Origin of the sequence: Aeromonas sp. s7(2024) (genome assembly GCF_040907825.1) — a bacterium.
Taxonomy (GTDB): Bacteria; Pseudomonadota; Gammaproteobacteria; order Enterobacterales; family Aeromonadaceae; genus Aeromonas; species Aeromonas veronii.
Map to the genome: position 1 here is coordinate 20,279 of NZ_JBFOCM010000004.1, position 20,191 is coordinate 40,469.

A 20,191-nucleotide genomic window follows, 5' to 3' on the forward strand; every position below is an offset into this window, starting at 1 on the left:
ATCCTTAACGACTAAACCAGAAATAGGCCACCACGGCCAGACCAATACAGAGCCAACCGAGCACATCTACGTAGTGCATCAGTTTGCGTTCCATCTTCTCGCCACCCCAGCGCATCAGGCCCGCAACCAGGAAAAAGCGCATGCCACGACCGATGAGGGAGGTGATGATGAAGGGCAGCAGAGCCATTTGCAACAACCCTGCCGTCACGGTAAACACCTTGTAGGGGATAGGGGTGAAGCTGGCGATAAAGATGACCCAGATCCCCCACTGCTCAAACCAGTTGCGAGCAATCTCGATCTTGTCCTGATAACCCACAGACTCCACCAGTGGCAGCACGACCGGATCCCACAGGGCATAGCCAAGGGCATAGCCAAACAGGGCGCCCAGCACAGAGAAGAGGGTGGCCAGCGTGGCGTAGTGCCACGCCTTGTGGGGCTTGGCGAGCGCCATCGGCGCCAGCATCACATCCACCGGGATCGGCCAGAATACCGACTCGATAAAAGCGGTGATGGAGAGATACCAGGGGGCATGCTTGTGGCGAGCCCACTGCATCACCAGTACGTACAAACGGGAAAACAACTTCACTCAACATCTCCGTCAATCAGGGGAACAAAACGTACCGGCTCCAGAATACGGCTGGTCAGCTGGGATCCGGATCGTTCGATCAGTTGCAGGGTCTGCTGGCTGTCACCCACGGGCAACACCAGTCGACCCCCTTCGGCCAGCTGATCGGTCAGTGCCGTCGGGATCTCGCTCGCCGCGGCCGTCACCAGAATGGCGTCATAAGGCCCCTTGTTGGGCCACCCCAGCCAGCCGTTGCCGTGCTTGGCCGAGACATTGTGCAGATCGAGCTGGCGCAGTCGGCGTCTGGCCTGGAACTGCAGCGACTTGATCCGCTCCACGGTATAAACATGCTCCACCAGATGGGCAAGGATCGCCGTCTGGTAGCCCGAGCCAGTGCCAATCTCCAGCACATGGGCCGGATTGTTTTGCATCAGCAACTCGGTCATTCGCGCCACCATATAGGGCTGCGAAATGGTCTGGCCGTGGCCAATGGGCAGGGCGGTGTTGTCCCACGCCTTGTGCGCCATGGCCTCGTCCACGAACAGCTGGCGCGGCACTTTCGCGATGGTCGCCAGCACGCGAAAATCGCGAATATCCTGCGCAATGAGCTGATTTAACAGGCGCTGTACTATCACACCACCCTCATCCCTGCAGATCTAACCAGGCCCCCAGACCGGCGAGACTGTCGTAGGCAGTCATATCGATGGTCAGGGGGGTAATCGAGACATAACCCTGCTCGATGGCAGCAAAATCGGTACCGTCACCGGCATCCTGCTGGCTACCGGGGGGGCCGATCCAGTAGATGGGCTGACCACGGGGATCCTCGGTGCAGATCACCGACTCCGCCCGGTGGCGATTGCCAAGGCGGGTGGTCTTGATCCCCTTGATCTGCTCGAGGGGCAAGTCCGGCACGTTGACGTTGAGGATCTGATCGGCAGGCAGGGGGTGTTTCATCAGCCCCTTCACCAGCAGGGCCGCATAGTGGGCCGCCGTGGCGAAGTGGGTCTTGCCCACCAGCGAGATGGCGATGGAGGGGTAGCCGAGATGGCGCCCCTCGGTGGCCGCGGCGACCGTGCCCGAGTAGATGACATCATCCCCCAAGTTGGCACCGTGGTTGATGCCGGCCACCACCATGTCGGGTTCAGGACGCACCAGCTCGTTGACCGCCAGATGCACGCAGTCGGTCGGCGTCCCCTTCACCGCATAGCTCTCGCACCCATTAAAGCCGTTTTCTGCGATGCGGGTAACCCGCAGCGGTACTTCCAGCGTCAGGGAGTGACTCGCGCCGCTGCGGTTGCGATCCGGCGCCACCACAATGACCTCGCCGCAGGCGCGCAGCGCCTCGCTGAGGGCACGAATGCCCTCTGCATGCACACCATCATCATTACTGACCAGAATTCGCATCGGTCTGATTCCTGAAACCGTGATCGGCCTCTTCGGCCTGCATTAACTCGCGCACCACGCTGGTGGCAAACGCGCCCGCCGGCAGGAAGAAGGAGAGGGTCAGCGCCTCGCCGTCCAGCTGCCAGCTCACCTGCTCCGGCTTGAGCAGCAGGGGGCGGCGATCCTGATCCAGCCCGGCTTTCTCCAGCCCGTCACACCAATCGCTGTAAGGGGCCAGCACGCCCTGTTCGAACTCGGCAGCGGCGCCCTGACTGGCCAAGCGGCCACGGCCCCACTGGGGCGCGGTCAGCTGCACGTCGCCGGAGGCAAGACGCGCTTCCAGCTCGGGGGTCACGCTCTCTTCGCTGAAGATGGAGTGGCTGCCCTTGAGCATCACGCAATCACCGGCCAGCAGCTGATGAGCCAGCCCCTGCTCGATACGGGCGCTGACGATGGCGTTGAACAGCATGCTGCGGGCGGCAGAGAGGTAGAGGGAACGCTTGTTGCGATCCTTGATCCGCTTGCCGGCAAACATCGCCTTGGCCGCTTCCAGGTTGTTGCCATCGCGGCCAAAACGCTGCTCACCATAGTAATTGGGCACGCCCTGAGTGGCGATGGCCTGCAGGCGCGCTTCCAGCCCGTCGGCCTGTTCCAGACCGGTGAGACGCAGGGTGAAGTGGTTGCCCTTGAGGTAGCCAACCCGCAATTTGCGGTTGTGACGCCTGGCTTGCAGGATCTGGATGCTGTCGCTCTCGATAACCGACAAGTCCGGTTCGGCCTTGCCCGGCAGGTGAATGCCGAACCACTGCTCGGTCACCGCGTGACGATCTTTCAGGCCCGCCCAGGTCACCGCATTGCGGTTGACTCCGGCCGCATCGGCCAGCAGACCCGCTACCCAGGCGGTGTTTTCGCCGGTTTTGCGCACCCGGACGAAGATATGCTCCCCCTCGCCACAGGGCTCGAAGCCGAGATCTTCATTCACCACGAAGTCGGCGGCCTCGGCCTTGAGGATACCGCGGGCGGTGGGCGCCCCGTGCAGATAGGCAAGTTGTTCCAGCATTATTGTTTCACCAGTAGGACGACGGCTTCGGTGGCGATCCCTTCCTTGCGCCCCGTAAACCCAAGCTGTTCGGTGGTGGTCGCCTTGACGTTCACCCGGTTCAAATCACATTGCAGATCGGCGGCCAGCACGGCGCACATGGCGTCGATATGGGGCGCCATTTTGGGGGCTTGGGCGATGATGGTCACATCCAGGTTGCCGATGGCATAACCCGCCTTCTGTACCCGGGCAAAGACATCCCGCAGCAGGATGCGACTGTCGATCCCCTTGAACTCAGCAGCGGTATCGGGGAAGTGGCGACCGATGTCACCGGCACCAATAGCCCCCAGCAGGGCATCGCTTACCGCGTGCAGCACCACATCGCCGTCGGAGTGGGCAACTAGCCCCTGCTCGTAGGGAACCGGCACGCCACCCAGCATGCAGGGGCCAACACCACCAAATTTATGAACATCAAAACCATGACCAATGCGCATCATCAGCGGCAACCTCCCAACATGCTGAAACCAACCCCATCAATTTTGTGTACGTCCACACCATGTCCAATCCGGATCATGCTAACTCCTTGTTCGGGCCTGTTTGTTCGAGACACTCTGCTCTGAACGGTCTGTTCTGACTGAGGGGCTTATGCCTGCTGGCTTAAAAACAGCCCCGCCAGCGACAAATCTTCCGGCCGGGTCACTTTGATATTGTCGGCGCGCCCCTCCACCATGCGCACCGTGAATCCGGCCCGCTCCATGGCGGAGGCCTCGTCGGTGATGGTGGCGCCCAGCAGCAGCCCCTCTTCCAGCGCCCGCTTCAGGGCACGGGTCGGGAACATCTGCGGCGTCAGGGCATGCCAGAGCTGCTCGCGCTCGACGGTAGCGATGATATTGCCCTCCCCATCGGAGCGTTTCATGGTATCGCGCACCCGACTGCCGAGAATGGCGCCGCCACAGCTCATGGCCGCGACAATCAGCGCATCGAGATCGCCGTGAGTCAGACAGGGACGGGCCGCATCGTGCACCAGCACCCACTCCCCTTGCGCCACATGGAGACCATTGAGGACGGAAAAGGCGCGCTCGGCGCCTCCCTCGACCCGCACAATGCGCGGCTCGGCCGCCACGGGCAGGGCCTCGAACCAGCGGTCATGGGGCGCCAGCGCCACGATCACCTGGGCGATGGCCGGGTGGGAGAGCAGCCGCTCCAGGGTATGTTCGAGAATGGTTTTACCCGCCAGTTGCAGGTACTGCTTGGGGCAATCGGCCCCCATTCGGCTGCCGATACCGGCGGCAGGGACGATCGCCGTCAGGCCGGATATCCGGCTGGCATCAGTCATCGTAGGGCTCATCGTCCGGCGCTGTCTCTTTGTCTTTCTCTTTGGGGATGATCCGGTAGAAGGTCTCCCCCTGCTTGATGTAACCCAGATCGTTGCGCGACAACTCCTCGATGGCCTCGAGGCCAGAGGTGAGATCATCTATCTCGCGGTAAATGAGGTCGTTACGATCCTTGAGAGTCTGGTTGTCCCGCTGTTGCTGCGAGATGGCCTCCGACAGGTTCTGATAATCGGATAGCCCGTTCTTCCCCAGCCAGAGGTCATATTGCAGTCCCCCCAGCAGGAGGATCAGGATCAGGGTGAATAGCCGCATGCACTAGGTCTCCTTCAGGCGGCCTAGTGTCCCATATTCGGTGCCAAGACAAAAGAAAGCGAGCACCCGGGAGCCACCGGCCGAACATAAAAAAGTGCCCAAGAGTGAATCAGATAGCACAAAGCCCCGCCAAACCGGTGCAAGGATGGCCAACCAGGGCGCTCCTTGTCCGGGGGCGGGGCTCTCAATCAGAAAGCGGTAAGGGGGATCAGTTCACCGCGACCGGCTCTCCCGCGCTCTCGGCCGGAGTGTTGTACTCCTCCTCGGCATCGCGGAAACGCTCCAGCATCGCTTTTGAGGGCGCTTCGCCCAGCAGACTGCCCACCACGATAGCCAGCAGTGCGAACAGGAAGCCCGGGATGATCTCATACAGCCCCAGCCAGCCGAACTGCTTCCAGACGATGACGGTGATGGCACCGACCAGCATGCCCGCCAGCGCGCCGTTGCGGGTCATTCGCGGCCACAGCACCGAGAGCAGCACCACGGGACCAAAGGCGGCACCGAAACCGGCCCAGGCGTAGCTCACCAGCCCCAGCACCCGGTTTTCCGGATTCATGGCAACGGCGATGGCAATCACCGCGATCAGCAGCACCATCAGGCGTCCCACCCATACCAGCTCACGCTGGGAGGCGTTCTTGCGCAGGAAAGGCTTGTAAAGATCCTCTGTGATAGCGCTGGAGCAGACCAGTAATTGACAACTTAGAGTGCTCATCACCGCCGCCAGAATAGCGGAGAGCAGCACCCCGGCGATCCAGGGGTTGAACAGGATCTTGGAGAGCTCGATAAAGACCCGCTCCGGGTTGCCGGTCACTCCAGCCGCCACTTCCGGGAAGCGGGCGAAGTAGGCCAGCCCGAAGAAGCCGATGGCCACCGCGCCAGCCAGACAGAACACCATCCAGGTCATGCTGATTCGGCGGGCATTGGCCATGGAGTGGTGGGAGTCCGCCGCCATGAAACGGGCCAGAATGTGTGGTTGGCCGAAGTAGCCAAGGCCCCAGGCCATCAGCGAGACAATGGCGATCACATCCAGATTTTTGAACATGTCGAGGTTGGTAGCGCTCTTGGCGGCCACCTCGATCATGGCGCTGTCCACCCCGCCGACGGCGATGATGACGAAGACCGGGGTCAGGATCAGGGCGAAGATCATCAGGGTCGCCTGCACAGTGTCGGTCCAGCTCACCGCGAGGAAGCCGCCGAAGAAGGTGTAGGTGATAGTGGCGGCGGCACCGACCCAGAGGGCGGTGTTGTAATCCATGCCGAAGGTGCTCTCGAACAGACGGGCACCGGCCACCACGCCGGAGGCGCAATAGATGGTGAAGAACAGCAGGATCACCAGCGCAGAGAGAATGCGCAGCACCTTGCTGTGATCTTCAAAGCGATAGGTGAAATAGTCCGGCAGGGTCAGGGCGTTGCGGTTCTTCTCGGTATGTACCCGCAGGCGACCCGCTACCCAGCGCCAGTTGAGGTAGGCACCGATGACCAGACCGATGGCGATCCAGCTCTCGGAGATGCCACTGACGAAGACGGCGCCGGGCAGCCCCATCAGCAGCCAGCCGCTCATGTCGGAGGCGCCGGCAGAGAGAGCTGTGACCCAGCTCCCCATCCGGCGGCCGCCCAGAATGTAGTCATCAAAGTTGCGGGTGGCGCGATAGGCGACGAAGCCGATCAACACCATCCCGAGGATATACACCAGGAAGGTGATTAACATGGGTGTGCTAGCTGTCATGCAAAACTCCGTTTTGTGTCATTTTCTGCCCGCTCTGGTGACGGGCTCATCCCTAAAAAACCGGCCTAGCTTAATCAGCCGTTCGCGCCAGCTCAACCACTTTTAACAAACACAAAACACAATAAAAACCTTTGCGCATCAAATCATCTGCCGCATCAAGAGGATGGCGCCAGATTTCCTGCCGTGGCCGTGACGGTCATCTCGCAGCGCCAGCCGCTACTGAGCGTTATGTTTTCACATTTTGTTACTATCCATTTTTTACAAGCCAGCGCCCCGCTCCTACACTCCCCGCCCTGTCTCATTACACCAGTCAGAGGTCGGCACCATGTCATCTCATCTGTCACACCTGCGCACCCTCGCCCGCCGCCTTCACCCGGTGGAGGAGTCGGGTCATCTCATCCGACGGGCCAAGTATGTGGGGCGTCTCTGGCTCAATCCCGGCGCCCGCGCCCTCTATCGCCAGCAGCAGGAGCAACCGCTGCTGGCGCAGGCGATCAGCCGCTTCCCCGATATTCTGGAAAAGCCGATCCACCCCTATCGCCACAAGGGGCTCCGCAAGCGCCTGCGAGCCGGGCTTATCAGCGGCCACTACCAGCAATTGGCACGTCAGCTGCCCAAGGCGCAACAACTGGCAATCTACAGCGGGCGCGGCCTGCTGCTGGCCCAGTGGCAGAGCGACAAGCTGACGGCCCCCCTCACCCTGCAACTGGATTACCAAACCCACATGGGCAAAGAGGGGGAGATGAGCCTGACCCTCAAGCTGGGTGACGCGGCGCTATATTACATGGCCCTCAATCTGCGCCCCGCGCCGAACCCGACCCTCGAGATCTGTTCGCTGCAGGGCGGCAAGGGGCAGAGCGAGGAGATCAAGCTGGTCACCAAGGCGTGCGGCGGGCTGCGCCCCATGTCCCTGCTGGTCTATATGGCCGCCGAGCTGGCCCGGGGGTTGGCGTGCAAAAGCCTGCTCGGGATCCGCACCCAAAGCCACGTCTATCAGAGCAGCAAACGCACTGCCGATCGGGTCAAGTTCGACCTCGACGGCTTGTGGCAGGAGCATCAGGGCTGCGTGCAAGATGAACTCTGGATGAGCCTGCCGCTGGAAGTGCCCCGCAAGACGCTGGAGGAGATCCCCTCCCGCAAGCGGGCCAGCTACAAGGCGCGCTATCAGCTGCTCGATCAGCTCGGCAGCGAGCTGCAGGCAAATCTGCTGCGAAGCTGAGTCAGCGCAGCAGAAACACAAAGGGCGAACAGCATGCTGTTCGCCCTTTGTCGTGACGGGGATTTGCCCTTAGCGGTTGATCGCCATCGGCATGCCGTTGCGCTGCTCCAGCGCCTGCTTCACCAGTTGGGAGTCGCTGTCGGCGTGGGCAATGAAGCGGGTCACCGCCGGAGTCATCGGCAGCGGTGCCGGCAGCTTGGAGTTGAACTCCTCTTCGCTGCGCGACAGCGGCTGATGCACTTCCAGATAGCGGGCACCGTTGGGCTCGAGAGAGGCCTTGATCGGCTGGTTGACGAACTGGACGCGAGTACCGACCGGTACCTGCTTGAACAGATAGGCGATGTCATCGTTGCGCAGGCGCACACAGCCGTGGCTCACCCGCAGGCCGATACCGAAGTTGGCATTGGTACCGTGGATGGCGTACATCTTGCCGATGTAGAGGGCAAACAGACCCATGGGATTGTCCGGGCCGGCCGGCCATACCGCAGGCAGGCTCTCGCCACGGGCGGCATATTCGGCATGCATCTTGGCGGTCGGGGTCCAGGTCGGGCCCGCTTTCTTGCGCTGCACGCTGGTCACCCAGTTTTCCGGGGTATCGGTGCCGAGCTGGCCGATGCCGATGGGCAGCACTTCCACCACTTTTTTACCCTTGGGGTAGTAGTAGAGGCGCATCTCGGCTACGTTCAGCACGATCCCTTCACGGGGTGCATCCGGCAGGATCAGTTGCTGGGGGATCACCAGTTTCTCGCCGGTCTGTACCAGCAGGGGGTCCGCATCGGGGTTGGCTTCGGTCATGTTGGTGAGCCCCAGCTGGAATTTGGCCGCAATGGCCTCCAGCGGCTGGCCGTTCTCTTCGGCCGGAACCACGTATTCCAGATTTTCCCCTACCAGACGGCTGTTGGCCGCAGGCAGAGCATATTCAACAGCGAAAACCGGCGCAGCGGTCAGCAGCAGGCTGTAGCAGAGTGTTGCCACACTATTGCGAAGGAGCTTCATAACTTTCCCATGATGATGACTTGAAGTGACGTCTCTGGGCTGGCAGCTGATCAAGAGGGGATCAGGGGCGCGAAGAGAAGGCCGCCATTTTTCTCCTCTGCACGGCAAATTTCAACTGACAAGTGGCGACGGGTCGATGATTAATATGCGGTTTTTTCCGCGTCCTCGACCCGCCCGGTTTCCCTGTTTATCCCCGTTGCCAGGCACGCATGTCGTAACCTGTGGGAGATTGATGCAACCGCAGATGAAATTGCTCAATGATGGCAAAGATATGGTCGAAAATATCGGCCTGGATCCCTTCGTAATCGGCCCATGCCGTTGTCGCGGTAAAGCAGTAAATTTCCAGCGGCAGACCGTCTGACGTGGGTGCCAGCTGGCGCACCATCAGGGTCATGTCCTTGCGAATGCCGGGGTGGGCGCGCAGGTAGGCATCCAGATAGGCGCGCAGGGTGCCAAGGTTGGTGAGGTGACGACCGTTGATGGGACAGCTCAGGGCATCGCTCAGCTGCTGGTTGTAAGCACTCAGCTCCTGCTCCTTGCGACTGAGATAGGGTGCCAGCAGCTGCGCCTGCTTGAGCTGCAACTGCTCCTCGGCCGTCAGAAAACGCACGCTGGTCATGTCGATATTGACGCTGCGCTTGATGCGGCGGCCGCCCGACTCGGTCATCCCCTGCCAGTTCTTGAAAGAGTCGGAGATCAAGGCATAGGTAGGAATGGTGGTAATGGTCTTGTCCCAGTTCGACACCTTGACCGTGGTAAGCCCGATGTCGGTCACCTCGCCATCGGCGCCGTACTTGTCCATCTGCAGCCAGTCACCGACACTCAGCATCCGGTTGGCGGAGAGCTGGATCCCCGCCACCAGCCCGAGGATGGGGTCCTTGAACACCAGCATCAGCACTGCGGTCATGGCACCCAGACCGCTGAACAGGAACAGCGGCGACTTGCCGAGCAGCAGGGCGATCATCAGGATGCCCACCAGAATGCTGCCTACCAGCTTGGCCCCCTGGAAGATGCCGCGCAGGGGCAAATCCCGGCCAAGGCGGGTATAACGGCTCACCGACAACAGGCAGTCGAGCAGAGCGAAGAAGGCCAGCAGCAGGAACAGCAAAATCCAGAGCTGGGCTACCATCTCGATAAGCTTGAGGCTATCCGATTGGCGGGGCAGCCAGATCTCCGCCTGACCGAGCAGCACGGCCCCCTGCAACACGAAAGCGAGCCGGTTGAAGAGGCGCTGTTGCAGCTGGGGCGGCAGCCACACCTGCTTGGCCTTGCCGAGGATCCCCACCAGCCGGACCAGCAGCACCCGGTGCAGCGCCATGTGCAGCAGCAACGAGGTGATGACGATAAAGCCCAGCGCGATCACCAGCGCCATCAGGCTGGTCACTTCCACCCCAAGGCCCGACAACCAGTTAAAAAACGCCTCTTTCATTGCTCTCTCCCGAACCGGGCAGCCCGCTGGCTGCAAAAACAGTGGTGGTCAGGGTACCGCTCCCCTCCCCCATGTCAAATCGGCGTACGCCAGAAATGACAACGCCCGGCACAGGCCGGGCGCTGTTTCAAAGCGAGGTTGACTTAGCAGACCAAGCTCAGGGCATCGCGAGCGATGACCAGCTCTTCGTTGGTCGGGATCACCATGGCGCAACGGCTGTCGGCGGTGGTGATGCGACCTTCGCCACCCAGTACCGCGGCGTTGTTGGCCTCTTTGTCCACCTTGAAGCCGAACAGGGCCAGACGCGCCAGCACCATCTCGCGCACCATGGCGGCGTTCTCACCGATACCGCCGGTGAAGACCACGGCGTCCAGACGACCGTCCATCGCAGCGGCATAGGCGCCGACATACTTGGCCACACGGTAGGTGAAGACATCCAGCGCACGCTTGGCACCGGCGTCGGTAGCGTAGTTGGTGGTGACATAGCGGCAGTCGCTGCTCACTTCGGTCATCCCCAGCAGACCGGACTCACGGGTCAGGGTGTGGTTGATCTGCTCAACGCTGTAACCGAGCTGGTCGTGCATGAAGAAGACCACGGCCGGATCGATATCACCGGAGCGGGTCCCCATCGCCAGACCTTCCAGCGGAGTCAGCCCCATGGAGGTGTCAACGGATTCGCCGTTTTTGATGGCGCAGACAGAGGCACCGTTACCCAGGTGGCAGTTGATGATGTTCAGTTCATTCAACGGCTTGCCCAGCTCTTTCGCGGCTTCTTCCGCGATGTAGCGGTGAGAAGTACCGTGGGCACCGTAACGACGGATGCCGTGTTCGCGGTAGAGCTTGTGCGGCAGCGCATAGAGGTAGGCCTCTTGCGGCAGGGTCTGGTGGAACGCGGTGTCGAAGACGGCCACGTTCTTCTCGGACAGCTGCGGGAACACTTTCAGCGCGGCGCGAATACCGATGAGGTGGGCCGGGTTGTGCAGCGGGGCGAACGGAATGGCGGCTTCGATACCGGCGATCACGCCGTCATCAATGCGCACGGAGCGGGAGAACTGCTCGCCACCGTGTACGATTCGGTGACCGATGGCCACCAGTTGCTCGGCAAGAGTCGGATCCTGCGGCAGGATGTGACCCACGATATGGTCGAGGGCCTCCTGGTGAGCGGCACCCGCTCCCAGCATGGCTTCGCCCTTGACCCCGTGGAGTTTCCATTTGATACGTGCATCATCCAGATTGAAGCATTCGGCCAGGCCGGACAGCATGTCCTCACCTGTTTCGGCGTCCATTACGGCAAATTTCAGGGAAGAGCTACCGCAGTTAAGGATCAATACCAACTTGCTCATTTTCTACATCTTCCTGTGCTTCGGCTTTATGCCGACAGTGTCGTGTCATCCAAAAGAGGATGGGATTCCCCTGCCGGGGGCTTATGGTCGCAGGAGGGTGCGTCCAATTTTTCAATTCTTGCTCTTGAAAGAGCGATCGCAACTTGTGGTGCGTATCACTGGTTTCAATGCTTGCGAGCCTCAACGCATCAGCTGCGCAGGGCTCGCCTCAATGGGAGTGCTCAGGCGATAGCCAGCAGATCCTTGTGTACCTTGACCACCAGCTTCTTCACCCTGGCGGGCTGGTTGAAGGTACAGAGCGGGCGGTGCAGCTCGCCCGGCCAGAAGATGGCGAAATCGCCCGGTTGCAGCGCCAGATAGCTGGTCTGCTCGTCATCGACAAACCAGAGGTCGGGATGGGGATGGTCGGCGCCGTCGCTCACGTAGTCGTGGGGGCCCACACCTATCCACTCTTCACCGCGCAGCAGCAACTGGATATCGAGATACTGCTCATGGAATTCGCCACGGCGATCCGCGGCTGGCTCGGTCAGATCCTCGCTCACCAGACAGAACAGATTGAGACCATCGATCTCGGTCTTGCCGAGCGGAGCGTCACCCCAGTGAGCCACGCTCTTCACCACCTCGGCCATGATGCGGGCCAGCGGGGCGGGCAGCGGCGTCCGCTGCAGGGTGTTCAGGCTACCGGTAATCATGGCGTCTGTTTCCTGTTAGGTATATCTGGGCGGCATCTTTGCCAGCCAATGAAAAAGGACCTGTGACAGGTCCTTCAATAATGCCGTCTGCAATCCGTGCAAACCGGTTTAGAGCTTTTGCTCATGTTCAGCTATATGGGCACTGTTACACACTCGTCAGCACCTTGCCAAGAGACATAATCCCATTTTCATAGTGATCGTACCAGCTGAAACCATATTATTCACCACCCTTTCCCCCTCGACTTTGACCAGACGCAAAAACGGGCGCATCAGCGCCCGTTTTTTTCGCAAAACCGTTTAGCTACCGGTTTCATTCAAGCCTTTTTGGCGTTTTCCACCGGTTTGGCGTACATGGCACGCCAGATCGCCTTGTGCTCTTCCGGCACCTCTGACTGACGGGTCAGGAAGGCCGCCTGCTCGATGGTGTTGGCCTTGCCGGAGACATCGGCCGCCAGATAGTTGCTGGGGAAGAGGTGGTAGCTGCTCCAGATCGCCTTGTCGATCAGCGCGGCCAGTTCGTCCGGATCGCTGAAGCCCTCGGTGATCGGCGCGCCGAAGGAGACGTGTACCCGCCCCTTCATGCCGACGATACCGGCGACGATACTCTCGATATCCTCGAACTCGCCCTTCTCGTAGCTGCCGTTGACCGACTTCTCGTAGAGCTCGCGCGCCTTCGCCTTGTCGGTCGGATCCAGCTCGTAGCTGATGCTGACCGGCACGATATTGAGGCTGCGCATGTAGTCGACGAAGTCGATCTTCTGCTTCTTGCCGTCGACGTAAAACATCTTGAGGATGGCGGGATCTGTCTTGTCATCGCCATTCTTGGCGCGTCCTTCCTTCTGGGCAATCCAGATGGAGTGACCTTCGTGGACCGAGTTGCCAATATAGGCAGACAGCTCGCCGAGCGCCTTCATCATCTCTCGCGGCCCCTTGGCGGAGCGTTTGACGATAAAGCTCTTGTTGAGCTTCATCAGCTCGGTGGCGCAGGGTTTGCGCAGCAGGTTGTCACCGATGGCGATGCGCACGGTATCGAAACCGTGGGTGTGCAGCCCCCAGTTGACGAACGCAGGATCCATGGCGATGTCTCTGTGGTTGGAGACAAACAGATAGCCCTGCTCTTTCTTCAGATGCTCGATCCCGGAGAAGGTCACCCCCTTGGTGGAGGTGGCGATCATGCGGGACATGTACCGGGTAACCCCCATCTGGACCTGATGCACAGTGGTCACTTTTGACCATTTGCGGCGCAGGAACAGGCGGATCATCGGGCGGATGGCCCAACCCAGCCAGCTCATCAGGGAACCGAAACGATACTTGGCGATGGCGCCGATAAATTCATCATCCTGGATCAGCCGTTCGATGGCTGCCGGCACTTCTTCATCGCGGTAGGGGCGAATATCCGCGAATCTATCTACTTCAGTCACAATGTCAGCCTTGCATGCTAGGAAACCGCAGCCAACCCGCGTTGGCCGGGGAAAATTCAGGGCGCAATTTTACACGCTTTTATGGCAAGGGGTATGAGACAAGCATGAATAGTGAGATCTGACCAGTTTATTAATCGGATGCCAGTGCCAGCGCGACCGCCGCTTCGGCATGGATAGCAGTGGTGTCGTAGAGCGGCGCCGCCGCCCGGGCATCCCCCACCAGCAGGGCAATCTCGGTACAGCCGAGGATCACCGCCTCGGCGCCAGCGGCCGCCAGCCCCTCGATAATGGCCAGATACTCGGCGCGCGACGATGCACGGATCTCCCCCAGACAGAGCTCGTCATAGATGATCCTGTGTACCCGCTCCCGCCCGGCGTCATCGGGTACCAGCACCGCCAACCCGAAGCGCTCCTGCAAACGCCCCTTGTAAAAATCCTGCTCCATGGTGAAGCGGGTGCCGAGCAGGCCGACCCGGGTTATCCCGTCCGCCTGCAATTTGGCCGCGGTGGCATCGGCAATATGGAGCAGCGGAATATCGATGGCCGCCTCAATCTCGGGCGCCACCTTGTGCATGGTGTTGGTGCCGATCAGCAAGAAATCGGCGCCGCCATCCTGCAACTTGCGCGCCTCCGCCGCCAGCAGGCGGGCGGTAGCGGGCCAGTCACCGGCATGCTGCAGCCGCTCGATACCGGCAAAGTCGACACTGTTGAGCAGCACCCGCGCCGAGTGCAAACCACCGAGCTGTGCGCGCACCCCGCGGTTGAACGCCTGATAGTAACTGACGGTGGACTCCCAGCTCATGCCACCCAGCAGACCGATACATTTCATAGGAACTCCTTTCATCCCAAGGGAGGGCAGAACCACGCTACCTTGCAGGCAAGGTCACGCGGGCGAGATAAAAAAGGCCCCGCAGGGCCAACAAGACAGCAGGTAAAGGCCCGGGTCAACCCCGGGCTAAATCCAGATCATCCCGACACAGGCGGCCGTCGCCAGCCCCATGCCAAGATTGAAACGCCGCCAACCCCGGGCGGTGCGAATGATTTGCCGCACCTGGGCACCAAAAAGCACCCAGAACGCCCCGGTGTAGAGGCCGGTAATAAAGAAGATCACCAACACCCAGAGCGCGGAGGGCCAGTAAGCCTCCCCCGCCAGAGTGAAACCGCTAATGGCGGAGAGCGCCATCATCCACGCCTTGGGGTTGAGCAGTTGCAGCATGGCTCCCTGATGGGCGGGAATAAGCGGCCGGTTGCCCTCGGCCGGGCCGCTGGCGGTCGCCACCTTCCACGCCAGCCAGAGCAGATAGGCCGAGCCGATAAGCTTGAGGCCGTCGTGCAGCAGCGGCACCTTCTCGAACACCACGCCAAGCCCCAGCGCGGTAGCGAGGATCATCAGATTGATCCCCCCGACCACCCCTACCAGCAGGGGAATCGTGCGGCGAAAACCCTGCGCCGCCCCGGCGCTGGTGAGCAACATATTGTTGGGCCCCGGCGTGCCGCAGGTAACCAGGGCAAACCCCGCCAGGGGCAGTAACCAGTTCAGATCCATCTCAACCTCTTGTCGATACAACGCCCCCGTTATGGGGAAAGCCTTCTAATATGCAGAGCCAACCCCGTGGCGACAAGTCAGAAATGCCTCTTTCTCGGCCACCTCCCCCTCCAGCGCAGCACGGCTCAATACCAGAGCATCACCACGCAGAGCGCCGTCAGCAGACCGAGAGAACCGTTGAGCCGCCGCCAGCCCCGATCCGAGCTGATCCAGTTGCTCAGCTGATGGCCGAACAGTACCCAGACAAAGCAGACCGGCAGAGCCACCAGCACAAACATGACCATCACCGCCAGCTGACTCGACCAGTAACTGGCGCCGGGCAGGCTGAACAGACTGATGGCGGAGATCCCCATCATCCACGCCTTGGGATTGAGGAACTGAAAGCCCAGCCCCTCCAGCATGGTTAGCGGACGGGCCCTCCGTGCCGGATCCCCCGGCGCCCCGGCCACCGCGATACGCCACGCCAGCCAGAGCAGATAGAGGCTACCGAAGATCTGCAAACCGAGCCGCAGCAAGGGCCAGCGCTCGAACAGCGGATAGAGCCCCAGCGCCAGCACCAGTTGTAACACCGGCTGCCCCAGCCCCACCCCGAGCAGATGTGGCAGGGTGCGACGCACCCCGAAGTTGGCGCCGGAGGCCGTCAACATCAGGTTGTTGGGCCCCGGCGTACCGCAGGTGAGTACGGCAAAACAGAACAGGGTGACATACCACTCCATCGTCATATTGTGACTCCTTGTTCGCCACATTGTATCGATACAATGTGTGCTATTTGGTTGTTGTCAGGTTGAAATTCACGCTATATTGACAACAAATTTTGATCAATGGATTTATTGTCACCATGACAATCTGGACGCCCGACCTTACGGCCTTCGATGGCCCCCTCTACCTCAAGCTGGTCAAAGCGATCGAACAGGGGATCGCGAATAGCGAGCTGCCACCACAGACCCGATTGCCTACCCACCGATCCCTGGCGGATCGTCTGGGTGTCACCGTCGGCACCGTCACCCGCGCCTACAGCGAGGCGGAGCGGCGCGGCCTGCTGGCCGCCCGGGTGGGCCACGGCACCTGGGTCAAGGGAGCGAACACGGATCCCGCCAATGAGTGGGTGATCCGCCAGGAGGAGGGGCACCGCATCGAGCTGTGGCAGAACCTGCCGGTGCAGCTGGATCGGGCGGCCATCATTCGCCCCATGCTGGGGGAAGTGGCGGACGGGGATCTCAACGCCCTGCTCGGCTACGACAAGGAGGCGGGACGGCCGGATCAGCGCCAGCAGTTCGTCAACTGGTTGGCGGAGCAAGGGGTGGCCTGCAGTGAGGATCGCCTGCTGTTCAGCCACGGCGCCCAGCACGGCATCATGCTGGCGCTGCTGGCTACCAATTGCGTAGGGGAGACCATCCTGTGCGAGGGGCTGAGCTACCCCGGTATGCTGGGTAACGCTCGCCAGCTGAAGAATCAGGTGGTGGGACTGGCAATGGATGAGGAGGGGCTGCTGCCCGAGGCGCTGGACGCCGCCTGCCGCACCCGCCGGGCCAAGCTGCTCTACCTCACGCCGACCCTGCAAAACCCCACCACCGCTATCATGAGTCTGGCGCGGCGGGAGGCCATCGTCGCCATCGCCCGTCGCCACGATCTGCTGATCATCGAGGATGACGTCAACGGCCTGCTGCCCCAGCAACCTGTGATCCCTCTGGTCAATCTGGCGCCGGAGCGGGTCATCTATCTGGGCAGTCTGGCCAAGATCGCCTGCGGCGGCCTGCGGGTGGGCTTCGTGCTGACGCCCCCCGCCCTGCGCAGCGCCTTCGCCCAGACCATGCGGCTGTCGAGCTGGATGGTGAGCCCGCTGCTGATCGAGCTGGCCTGCAAAATGGTCAGTCAGCGCCAGATCATGCCGCTGGTCGAGCAGCAGCGGGAGATCCTCAAACGCCGCGGCGAACTGCTGCGCCACCTGCTGCCTGCCGCCCGCTGGCAGCCGGGCAGCATGCACGCCTGGCTGCCGCTGCCGGAGCCCTGGCGCAGCCAGCAGTTTGCCGCTGCCGCCGATGCCCTTGACGTTGGCGTGGCGAGCGGGGAACACTTCGCCGCCGGTCAGTTTGCCGCTCCGCAGGGGGTGCGCCTGAGCCTGAGCCAACCCGCCACCGACGCCCGGGTCGGCGAGGGGCTGGCCCGTCTGGCGCAACTGCTGCAGGGGACGCCCCCCAGCAATCCCCTGCTATAGTCAGGGCCAGCCGACCTGACCTTCACGCTTCATCGTCATTGCCAAGGAGATGCCGTGCCCCCCATCAGAGCCGCCCTGCTGCTTGCCACCCTGTTGTTGGGTGGCTGCGCCTCGTCAACGACCCACCAGCAGCTGGGGGCCGCGCTCAATGGGCTGGAAGGGGAGTTGCAACGACTGGAAGAGGAGCTGGCGGCGATGAACGGCCTGCACTATCAAAAGGCGATCGATGCCCCGCTCAGTTTGCGCCGCGCACTCGGGGCGCCGCAGCCCACCCCAGAGGGGCTGGTGCCGGTGACCAACAAGCTGGAAGATGGGCCACTCCTGCGCTATCAATACCGTCTGCCTGCAGGTATGGCGAGCCTGCCCCAAGACAACATCTGCCAGCGCTACGAGTTCGAGCTGCGCCATCTGGGCCGCCTCGGCAAGCTGGAATTGAGCTGGCTGGGGGAACAGGGCAAGGGGTCGCGGCTGATCCGCCAGAGCGACTGCCCCTTCGGGGCACAGGCCCGCCCTCGGCAATAACAGGTTGCCGCCCTGAGAGATGGCATAACCGATTGAAATAACAGCCCATAGTGCGCCCTCCAGCACCCTGCTGGCTACTGTCAGCTTTTCACTCAGCGAGTGCTGTGCCTATGTTCCTCTTGGGTCTACCATAATCAACCTAATGGTTTGCTCACAGGAAGTACGTGCATGACGATACTGCTGCTCGAAGAGGATCCCCTGCTCCGTAGCGCCATCACCCGGGAACTGACCGAACAGGGGGTGCCCGCCGACCGGATCCACTACCACAGCCATCCAAACCACGAGCGCAGCGGCCTGCTAGCCTTGCTGCAACAGCACGCCTTCGACGCCATCATCTGTCAGCAGGACAAGCAGCAGGATCTTGACGGAGCCCGGCTGCTGCATGAAGCGCACTATCTCGGCCTGCTGCAACCCGGTTGCGTCTTGCTGCTGCTCGATGCCGACCAGAGCGAGCAGGAGTTTCTCCCCTCGGATCTCTACTTCTCCCTCTATCTGCCCCTCCCCTTCATGACCCAGCAGCTCACCGCGGTGCTCGGCCAGCTGGTGAAGTTAAGCAACCTGACCCGTACGCTGGCCGCCCCCATTCTGCTGCGGGAGTGGCAACTGGCTACCGCCCTCTGTGAAGACCTGCTGTTTCAACGGGAGAATCGCTCGCTGACCCCCTGGCTGGATCGACTCAAGGGCTACCTTCTGCTGCAATCGACCGAGCGGATCACCGCCGCCCAGCACTATGCCCTCTGTGCCAACGAGTATCAGGCGAGCTGGCCAAGGGCCGGACTCTTCTACGCCATGCTGGGGCTCGGCAAATTGCAAAGCGCCCGGACCGACTTGCAGCGCCATCAGGCCAGCGTCTCGATGGCCACCCGGCTGGAGCTGCAACTCGCCAGCCAGCTGCATCAGCATCACTGGCTGGCGGCCTGGGAGACCATGGGAGAGCTGCTGCAGATCCGCCCCCATCAGCCGCGCTGGCATCAGCTGGCGATGTTGCTCGGGCTGGTGCTGCAAGATGAGGAGAAGGTGCTGGAGCAGGCCAACAGCCTGACCCTGCGCCACTTCGGCGAGCAGCGCGTCCGGCTCGCCATCGACAGCTTCATGCTCAATGCCAGTCTGGCGGTGCTGTGGCACGCCCCCTCCAGCAACCGGATCCGCTCCTTGCAACAGGAGTGGGAGCACCTCAAGCGCACCGTCCACCTGCAGCCCCACGAATATGAGCTGCTGCAGGCGTTGATGCTGGGGCTGGATTACCGCTTCGACGAAGCACTGATCCTGATTGCCCACCACCAGCCGGATGAGGGGAGCGACAACCACCTCACCCTGCTGCTCGGCTTTGCTGTCAGCCAGTTCTGCGGTTTGCCCCACCACGCCCAGCGCTACCTGACCCAGCTGACCCAATACCGCGTCAGGGTTGCGCCCCACCCGCTCACCCGCCAGCTGTTCCACCATCTGGTGGCCGAGCTGGGCCAGCGTCTGACGGCGAGAGAGCAGCGGCTGAGCGAACTGCGCCAGCTGCGCCACAAGGCGATGCAGGCCAGCCAGTATCAGACAGCCCTGCAAGCGGGCTTGCAGCTGCTGGAGGAGTTCCCCGCCCTGCCGGGCGATGCCTGGCAACTGCTGGAGCTGCTGCAACACTGCTGGCCAGCGGGTATGGCAGCCCCCAGGGTGGCACTGCTGGTCGATACCCTGGAGCGGCGCCTCAAGCACAGCCCCGCGTTTCTCGATCAACATGCCCAGCAGTACCAGCGCACCCTGCAGGAGATCCGCACTCATCTTCAGCCGCACCTCTCCGGCAGCGGCCCCTCCTGCCTTGTCGCAGGGCAGCCCGAGCCGTGATGATGCTGGCGGCGTGCAAACCGGCATTGTCGGCAAAGCCAATATAGAGAGAGGGGAGCCTTAGCTCCCCTCTCTCTATATTGGTTCTCTGTCAGCTGATGGCGATGAGCGTTGGGCTCAAACCAGTGCGTCACTCTCCAGCGCCGCCTTGAGAAAATCCTTCCAACTGATGATGCCGACCAGGGCGCCATTCTCCAGCACCGGCAGGCAGGAGACCCCCTTCTCCAGCATCAGCTTGACGCCGTCGCGCACGGTGAGATGGGGAGCGATGGTGACGAGCTGACGACTCATGATCTGGTGGGCCCGCTTGTTGAGGGTTTCGGTATCGCGGCTCATCTCGGCTTCGGAGTCGAGATAGGGGCTGATGGCGCGGAACAGATCCCGATCCGAAATGACCCCCACCAACTCCTCCTCTTCCAGCACCAGCAGGTGGCGAAAGTGTGCCTGCTCGAAGATATCCCTGATGACTCGGAGTCGATCATCCATTGAAACGGTGGCGACCCGGGTCGTCATAATATCCCTGATATGCATGCTAACCTCCCGTAACCAAACTGGTTTCTCTGTTATGGCATGTTTTTGCAGCGCCAGCCAGTGGCCAGCCCTTCGCTACAGTGCAAAT

The 20,191-nt window shown here is 61.6% G+C and carries 21 protein-coding genes; 4 read left to right on the forward strand and 17 right to left on the reverse strand.

Annotated features, from left to right (window positions below):
• Window positions 1-4: 4 nt before the first annotated feature.
• From AB5Y73_RS00110 to putP, 8 genes are all read right to left on the reverse strand, one after another.
• Complete coding sequence (locus AB5Y73_RS00110) at window positions 5-586, reverse strand: YqaA family protein (protein WP_021229508.1); 582 nt, start codon at window positions 584-586, stop codon at window positions 5-7.
• Window positions 583-1,200: a protein-L-isoaspartate(D-aspartate) O-methyltransferase gene (locus tag AB5Y73_RS00115; protein ID WP_005335507.1), complete on the reverse strand. Its 618-nt coding sequence runs from the start codon at window positions 1,198-1,200 to the stop codon at window positions 583-585. The genes AB5Y73_RS00110 and AB5Y73_RS00115 overlap by 4 nt, the downstream gene beginning before the upstream one ends.
• 7 nt (window positions 1,201-1,207) lie before the next feature.
• Window positions 1,208-1,969 carry a 5'/3'-nucleotidase SurE gene (surE, locus tag AB5Y73_RS00120; protein WP_040068372.1) on the reverse strand — a complete coding sequence of 254 codons (762 nt, stop codon included), beginning with the start codon at window positions 1,967-1,969 and terminating at the stop codon, window positions 1,208-1,210.
• Window positions 1,950-3,008, reverse strand: a complete 1,059-nt coding sequence (truD, locus tag AB5Y73_RS00125; protein WP_107682695.1) for a tRNA pseudouridine(13) synthase TruD — start codon at window positions 3,006-3,008, stop codon at window positions 1,950-1,952. Before truD ends, surE begins: the two co-directional genes overlap by 20 nt.
• Window positions 3,008-3,484: a 2-C-methyl-D-erythritol 2,4-cyclodiphosphate synthase gene (ispF, locus tag AB5Y73_RS00130; RefSeq protein WP_005335518.1), complete on the reverse strand. Its 477-nt coding sequence runs from the start codon at window positions 3,482-3,484 to the stop codon at window positions 3,008-3,010. Before ispF ends, truD begins: the two co-directional genes overlap by 1 nt.
• A 146-nt stretch (window positions 3,485-3,630) precedes the next feature.
• Window positions 3,631-4,323 (reverse strand): 2-C-methyl-D-erythritol 4-phosphate cytidylyltransferase, encoded by a 693-nt coding sequence (ispD, locus tag AB5Y73_RS00135; protein ID WP_107682696.1) that lies wholly within the window; start codon window positions 4,321-4,323, stop codon window positions 3,631-3,633.
• Window positions 4,316-4,633, reverse strand: coding sequence for a cell division protein FtsB (gene ftsB / locus AB5Y73_RS00140; RefSeq protein WP_005335520.1), 318 nt, complete (start codon window positions 4,631-4,633; stop codon window positions 4,316-4,318). The genes ispD and ftsB overlap by 8 nt, the downstream gene beginning before the upstream one ends.
• A gap of 208 nt (window positions 4,634-4,841) precedes the next feature.
• Window positions 4,842-6,359, reverse strand: coding sequence for a sodium/proline symporter PutP (gene putP / locus AB5Y73_RS00145; RefSeq protein WP_005354514.1), 1,518 nt, complete (start codon window positions 6,357-6,359; stop codon window positions 4,842-4,844).
• Window positions 6,360-6,684: 325 nt separating this feature from the next.
• Here putP and AB5Y73_RS00150 point away from each other — a divergent pair, with 325 nt between their 5' ends.
• Window positions 6,685-7,578: a DUF535 family protein gene (locus AB5Y73_RS00150; protein ID WP_019446170.1), complete on the forward strand. Its 894-nt coding sequence runs from the start codon at window positions 6,685-6,687 to the stop codon at window positions 7,576-7,578.
• 69 nt (window positions 7,579-7,647) lie between these two features.
• Here AB5Y73_RS00150 and AB5Y73_RS00155 read toward each other — a convergent pair whose 3' ends face one another.
• The 8 genes from AB5Y73_RS00155 to AB5Y73_RS00190 all read right to left on the reverse strand — a co-directional run bounded on the left by AB5Y73_RS00155 (window position 7,648) and on the right by AB5Y73_RS00190 (window position 15,727).
• Window positions 7,648-8,574, reverse strand: coding sequence for a L,D-transpeptidase family protein (locus tag AB5Y73_RS00155; RefSeq protein WP_064335521.1), 927 nt, complete (start codon window positions 8,572-8,574; stop codon window positions 7,648-7,650).
• 187 nt (window positions 8,575-8,761) lie between these two features.
• Window positions 8,762-10,003, reverse strand: coding sequence for a mechanosensitive ion channel family protein (locus tag AB5Y73_RS00160; RefSeq protein WP_005335524.1), 1,242 nt, complete (start codon window positions 10,001-10,003; stop codon window positions 8,762-8,764).
• Window positions 10,004-10,146: 143 nt separating this feature from the next.
• Window positions 10,147-11,346, reverse strand: coding sequence for an acetate kinase (locus tag AB5Y73_RS00165; protein ID WP_107682697.1), 1,200 nt, complete (start codon window positions 11,344-11,346; stop codon window positions 10,147-10,149).
• 221 nt (window positions 11,347-11,567) lie between these two features.
• Window positions 11,568-12,038, reverse strand: coding sequence for a YhcH/YjgK/YiaL family protein (locus AB5Y73_RS00170; protein WP_107682698.1), 471 nt, complete (start codon window positions 12,036-12,038; stop codon window positions 11,568-11,570).
• A gap of 314 nt (window positions 12,039-12,352) precedes the next feature.
• Window positions 12,353-13,459, reverse strand: a complete 1,107-nt coding sequence (locus AB5Y73_RS00175) for a 1-acyl-sn-glycerol-3-phosphate acyltransferase (RefSeq protein WP_005362790.1) — start codon at window positions 13,457-13,459, stop codon at window positions 12,353-12,355.
• A 130-nt stretch (window positions 13,460-13,589) separates the two neighbouring features.
• On the reverse strand, window positions 13,590-14,288 hold the full coding sequence (locus AB5Y73_RS00180) for an aspartate/glutamate racemase family protein (protein ID WP_107682699.1): 699 nt from the start codon (window positions 14,286-14,288) through the stop codon (window positions 13,590-13,592).
• Window positions 14,289-14,414: 126 nt separating this feature from the next.
• Window positions 14,415-15,005: a LysE family translocator gene (locus tag AB5Y73_RS00185; protein WP_005335534.1), complete on the reverse strand. Its 591-nt coding sequence runs from the start codon at window positions 15,003-15,005 to the stop codon at window positions 14,415-14,417.
• A 125-nt stretch (window positions 15,006-15,130) separates the two neighbouring features.
• Window positions 15,131-15,727, reverse strand: coding sequence for a LysE family translocator (locus tag AB5Y73_RS00190; RefSeq protein ID WP_107682700.1), 597 nt, complete (start codon window positions 15,725-15,727; stop codon window positions 15,131-15,133).
• 116 nt (window positions 15,728-15,843) lie between these two features.
• Here AB5Y73_RS00190 and AB5Y73_RS00195 point away from each other — a divergent pair, with 116 nt between their 5' ends.
• The 3 genes from AB5Y73_RS00195 to AB5Y73_RS00205 all read left to right on the forward strand — a co-directional run bounded on the left by AB5Y73_RS00195 (window position 15,844) and on the right by AB5Y73_RS00205 (window position 19,572).
• On the forward strand, window positions 15,844-17,220 hold the full coding sequence (locus AB5Y73_RS00195; RefSeq protein ID WP_107682701.1) for a PLP-dependent aminotransferase family protein: 1,377 nt from the start codon (window positions 15,844-15,846) through the stop codon (window positions 17,218-17,220).
• A gap of 54 nt (window positions 17,221-17,274) precedes the next feature.
• Window positions 17,275-17,742 carry a hypothetical protein gene (locus tag AB5Y73_RS00200; protein WP_181497094.1) on the forward strand — a complete coding sequence of 156 codons (468 nt, stop codon included), beginning with the start codon at window positions 17,275-17,277 and terminating at the stop codon, window positions 17,740-17,742.
• Between the two features lie 168 nt (window positions 17,743-17,910).
• Window positions 17,911-19,572 (forward strand): hypothetical protein, encoded by a 1,662-nt coding sequence (locus AB5Y73_RS00205; protein ID WP_118854623.1) that lies wholly within the window; start codon window positions 17,911-17,913, stop codon window positions 19,570-19,572.
• A gap of 117 nt (window positions 19,573-19,689) precedes the next feature.
• On the opposite strand, the gene AB5Y73_RS00210 is transcribed toward AB5Y73_RS00205, so the two are convergent.
• On the reverse strand, window positions 19,690-20,103 hold the full coding sequence (locus AB5Y73_RS00210) for a CBS domain-containing protein (protein WP_040068349.1): 414 nt from the start codon (window positions 20,101-20,103) through the stop codon (window positions 19,690-19,692).
• Window positions 20,104-20,191 lie beyond the last annotated feature (88 nt).

Bases quoted from the DNA above. Each gene is read 5' to 3' on its own strand.
- surE (WP_040068372.1), bottom strand. From the start codon at position 1,969: ATGCGAATTCTGGTCAGTAATGATGATGGTGTGCATGCAGAGGGCATT.
- truD (WP_107682695.1), bottom strand. From the start codon at position 3,008: ATGCTGGAACAACTTGCCTATCTGCACGGGGCGCCCACCGCCCGCGGT.
- ispF (WP_005335518.1), bottom strand. From the start codon at position 3,484: ATGATGCGCATTGGTCATGGTTTTGATGTTCATAAATTTGGTGGTGTT.
- ispD (WP_107682696.1), bottom strand. From the start codon at position 4,323: ATGACTGATGCCAGCCGGATATCCGGCCTGACGGCGATCGTCCCTGCC.
- ftsB (WP_005335520.1), bottom strand. From the start codon at position 4,633: ATGCGGCTATTCACCCTGATCCTGATCCTCCTGCTGGGGGGACTGCAA.
- putP (WP_005354514.1), bottom strand. From the start codon at position 6,359: ATGACAGCTAGCACACCCATGTTAATCACCTTCCTGGTGTATATCCTC.
- AB5Y73_RS00150 (WP_019446170.1), top strand. From the start codon at position 6,685: ATGTCATCTCATCTGTCACACCTGCGCACCCTCGCCCGCCGCCTTCAC.
- AB5Y73_RS00155 (WP_064335521.1), bottom strand. From the start codon at position 8,574: ATGAAGCTCCTTCGCAATAGTGTGGCAACACTCTGCTACAGCCTGCTG.
- AB5Y73_RS00160 (WP_005335524.1), bottom strand. From the start codon at position 10,003: ATGAAAGAGGCGTTTTTTAACTGGTTGTCGGGCCTTGGGGTGGAAGTG.
- AB5Y73_RS00165 (WP_107682697.1), bottom strand. From the start codon at position 11,346: ATGAGCAAGTTGGTATTGATCCTTAACTGCGGTAGCTCTTCCCTGAAA.
- AB5Y73_RS00170 (WP_107682698.1), bottom strand. From the start codon at position 12,038: ATGATTACCGGTAGCCTGAACACCCTGCAGCGGACGCCGCTGCCCGCC.
- AB5Y73_RS00180 (WP_107682699.1), bottom strand. From the start codon at position 14,288: ATGAAATGTATCGGTCTGCTGGGTGGCATGAGCTGGGAGTCCACCGTC.
- AB5Y73_RS00185 (WP_005335534.1), bottom strand. From the start codon at position 15,005: ATGGATCTGAACTGGTTACTGCCCCTGGCGGGGTTTGCCCTGGTTACC.
- AB5Y73_RS00190 (WP_107682700.1), bottom strand. From the start codon at position 15,727: ATGACGATGGAGTGGTATGTCACCCTGTTCTGTTTTGCCGTACTCACC.
- AB5Y73_RS00195 (WP_107682701.1), top strand. From the start codon at position 15,844: ATGACAATCTGGACGCCCGACCTTACGGCCTTCGATGGCCCCCTCTAC.
- AB5Y73_RS00205 (WP_118854623.1), top strand. From the start codon at position 17,911: ATGACGATACTGCTGCTCGAAGAGGATCCCCTGCTCCGTAGCGCCATC.
- AB5Y73_RS00210 (WP_040068349.1), bottom strand. From the start codon at position 20,103: ATGCATATCAGGGATATTATGACGACCCGGGTCGCCACCGTTTCAATG.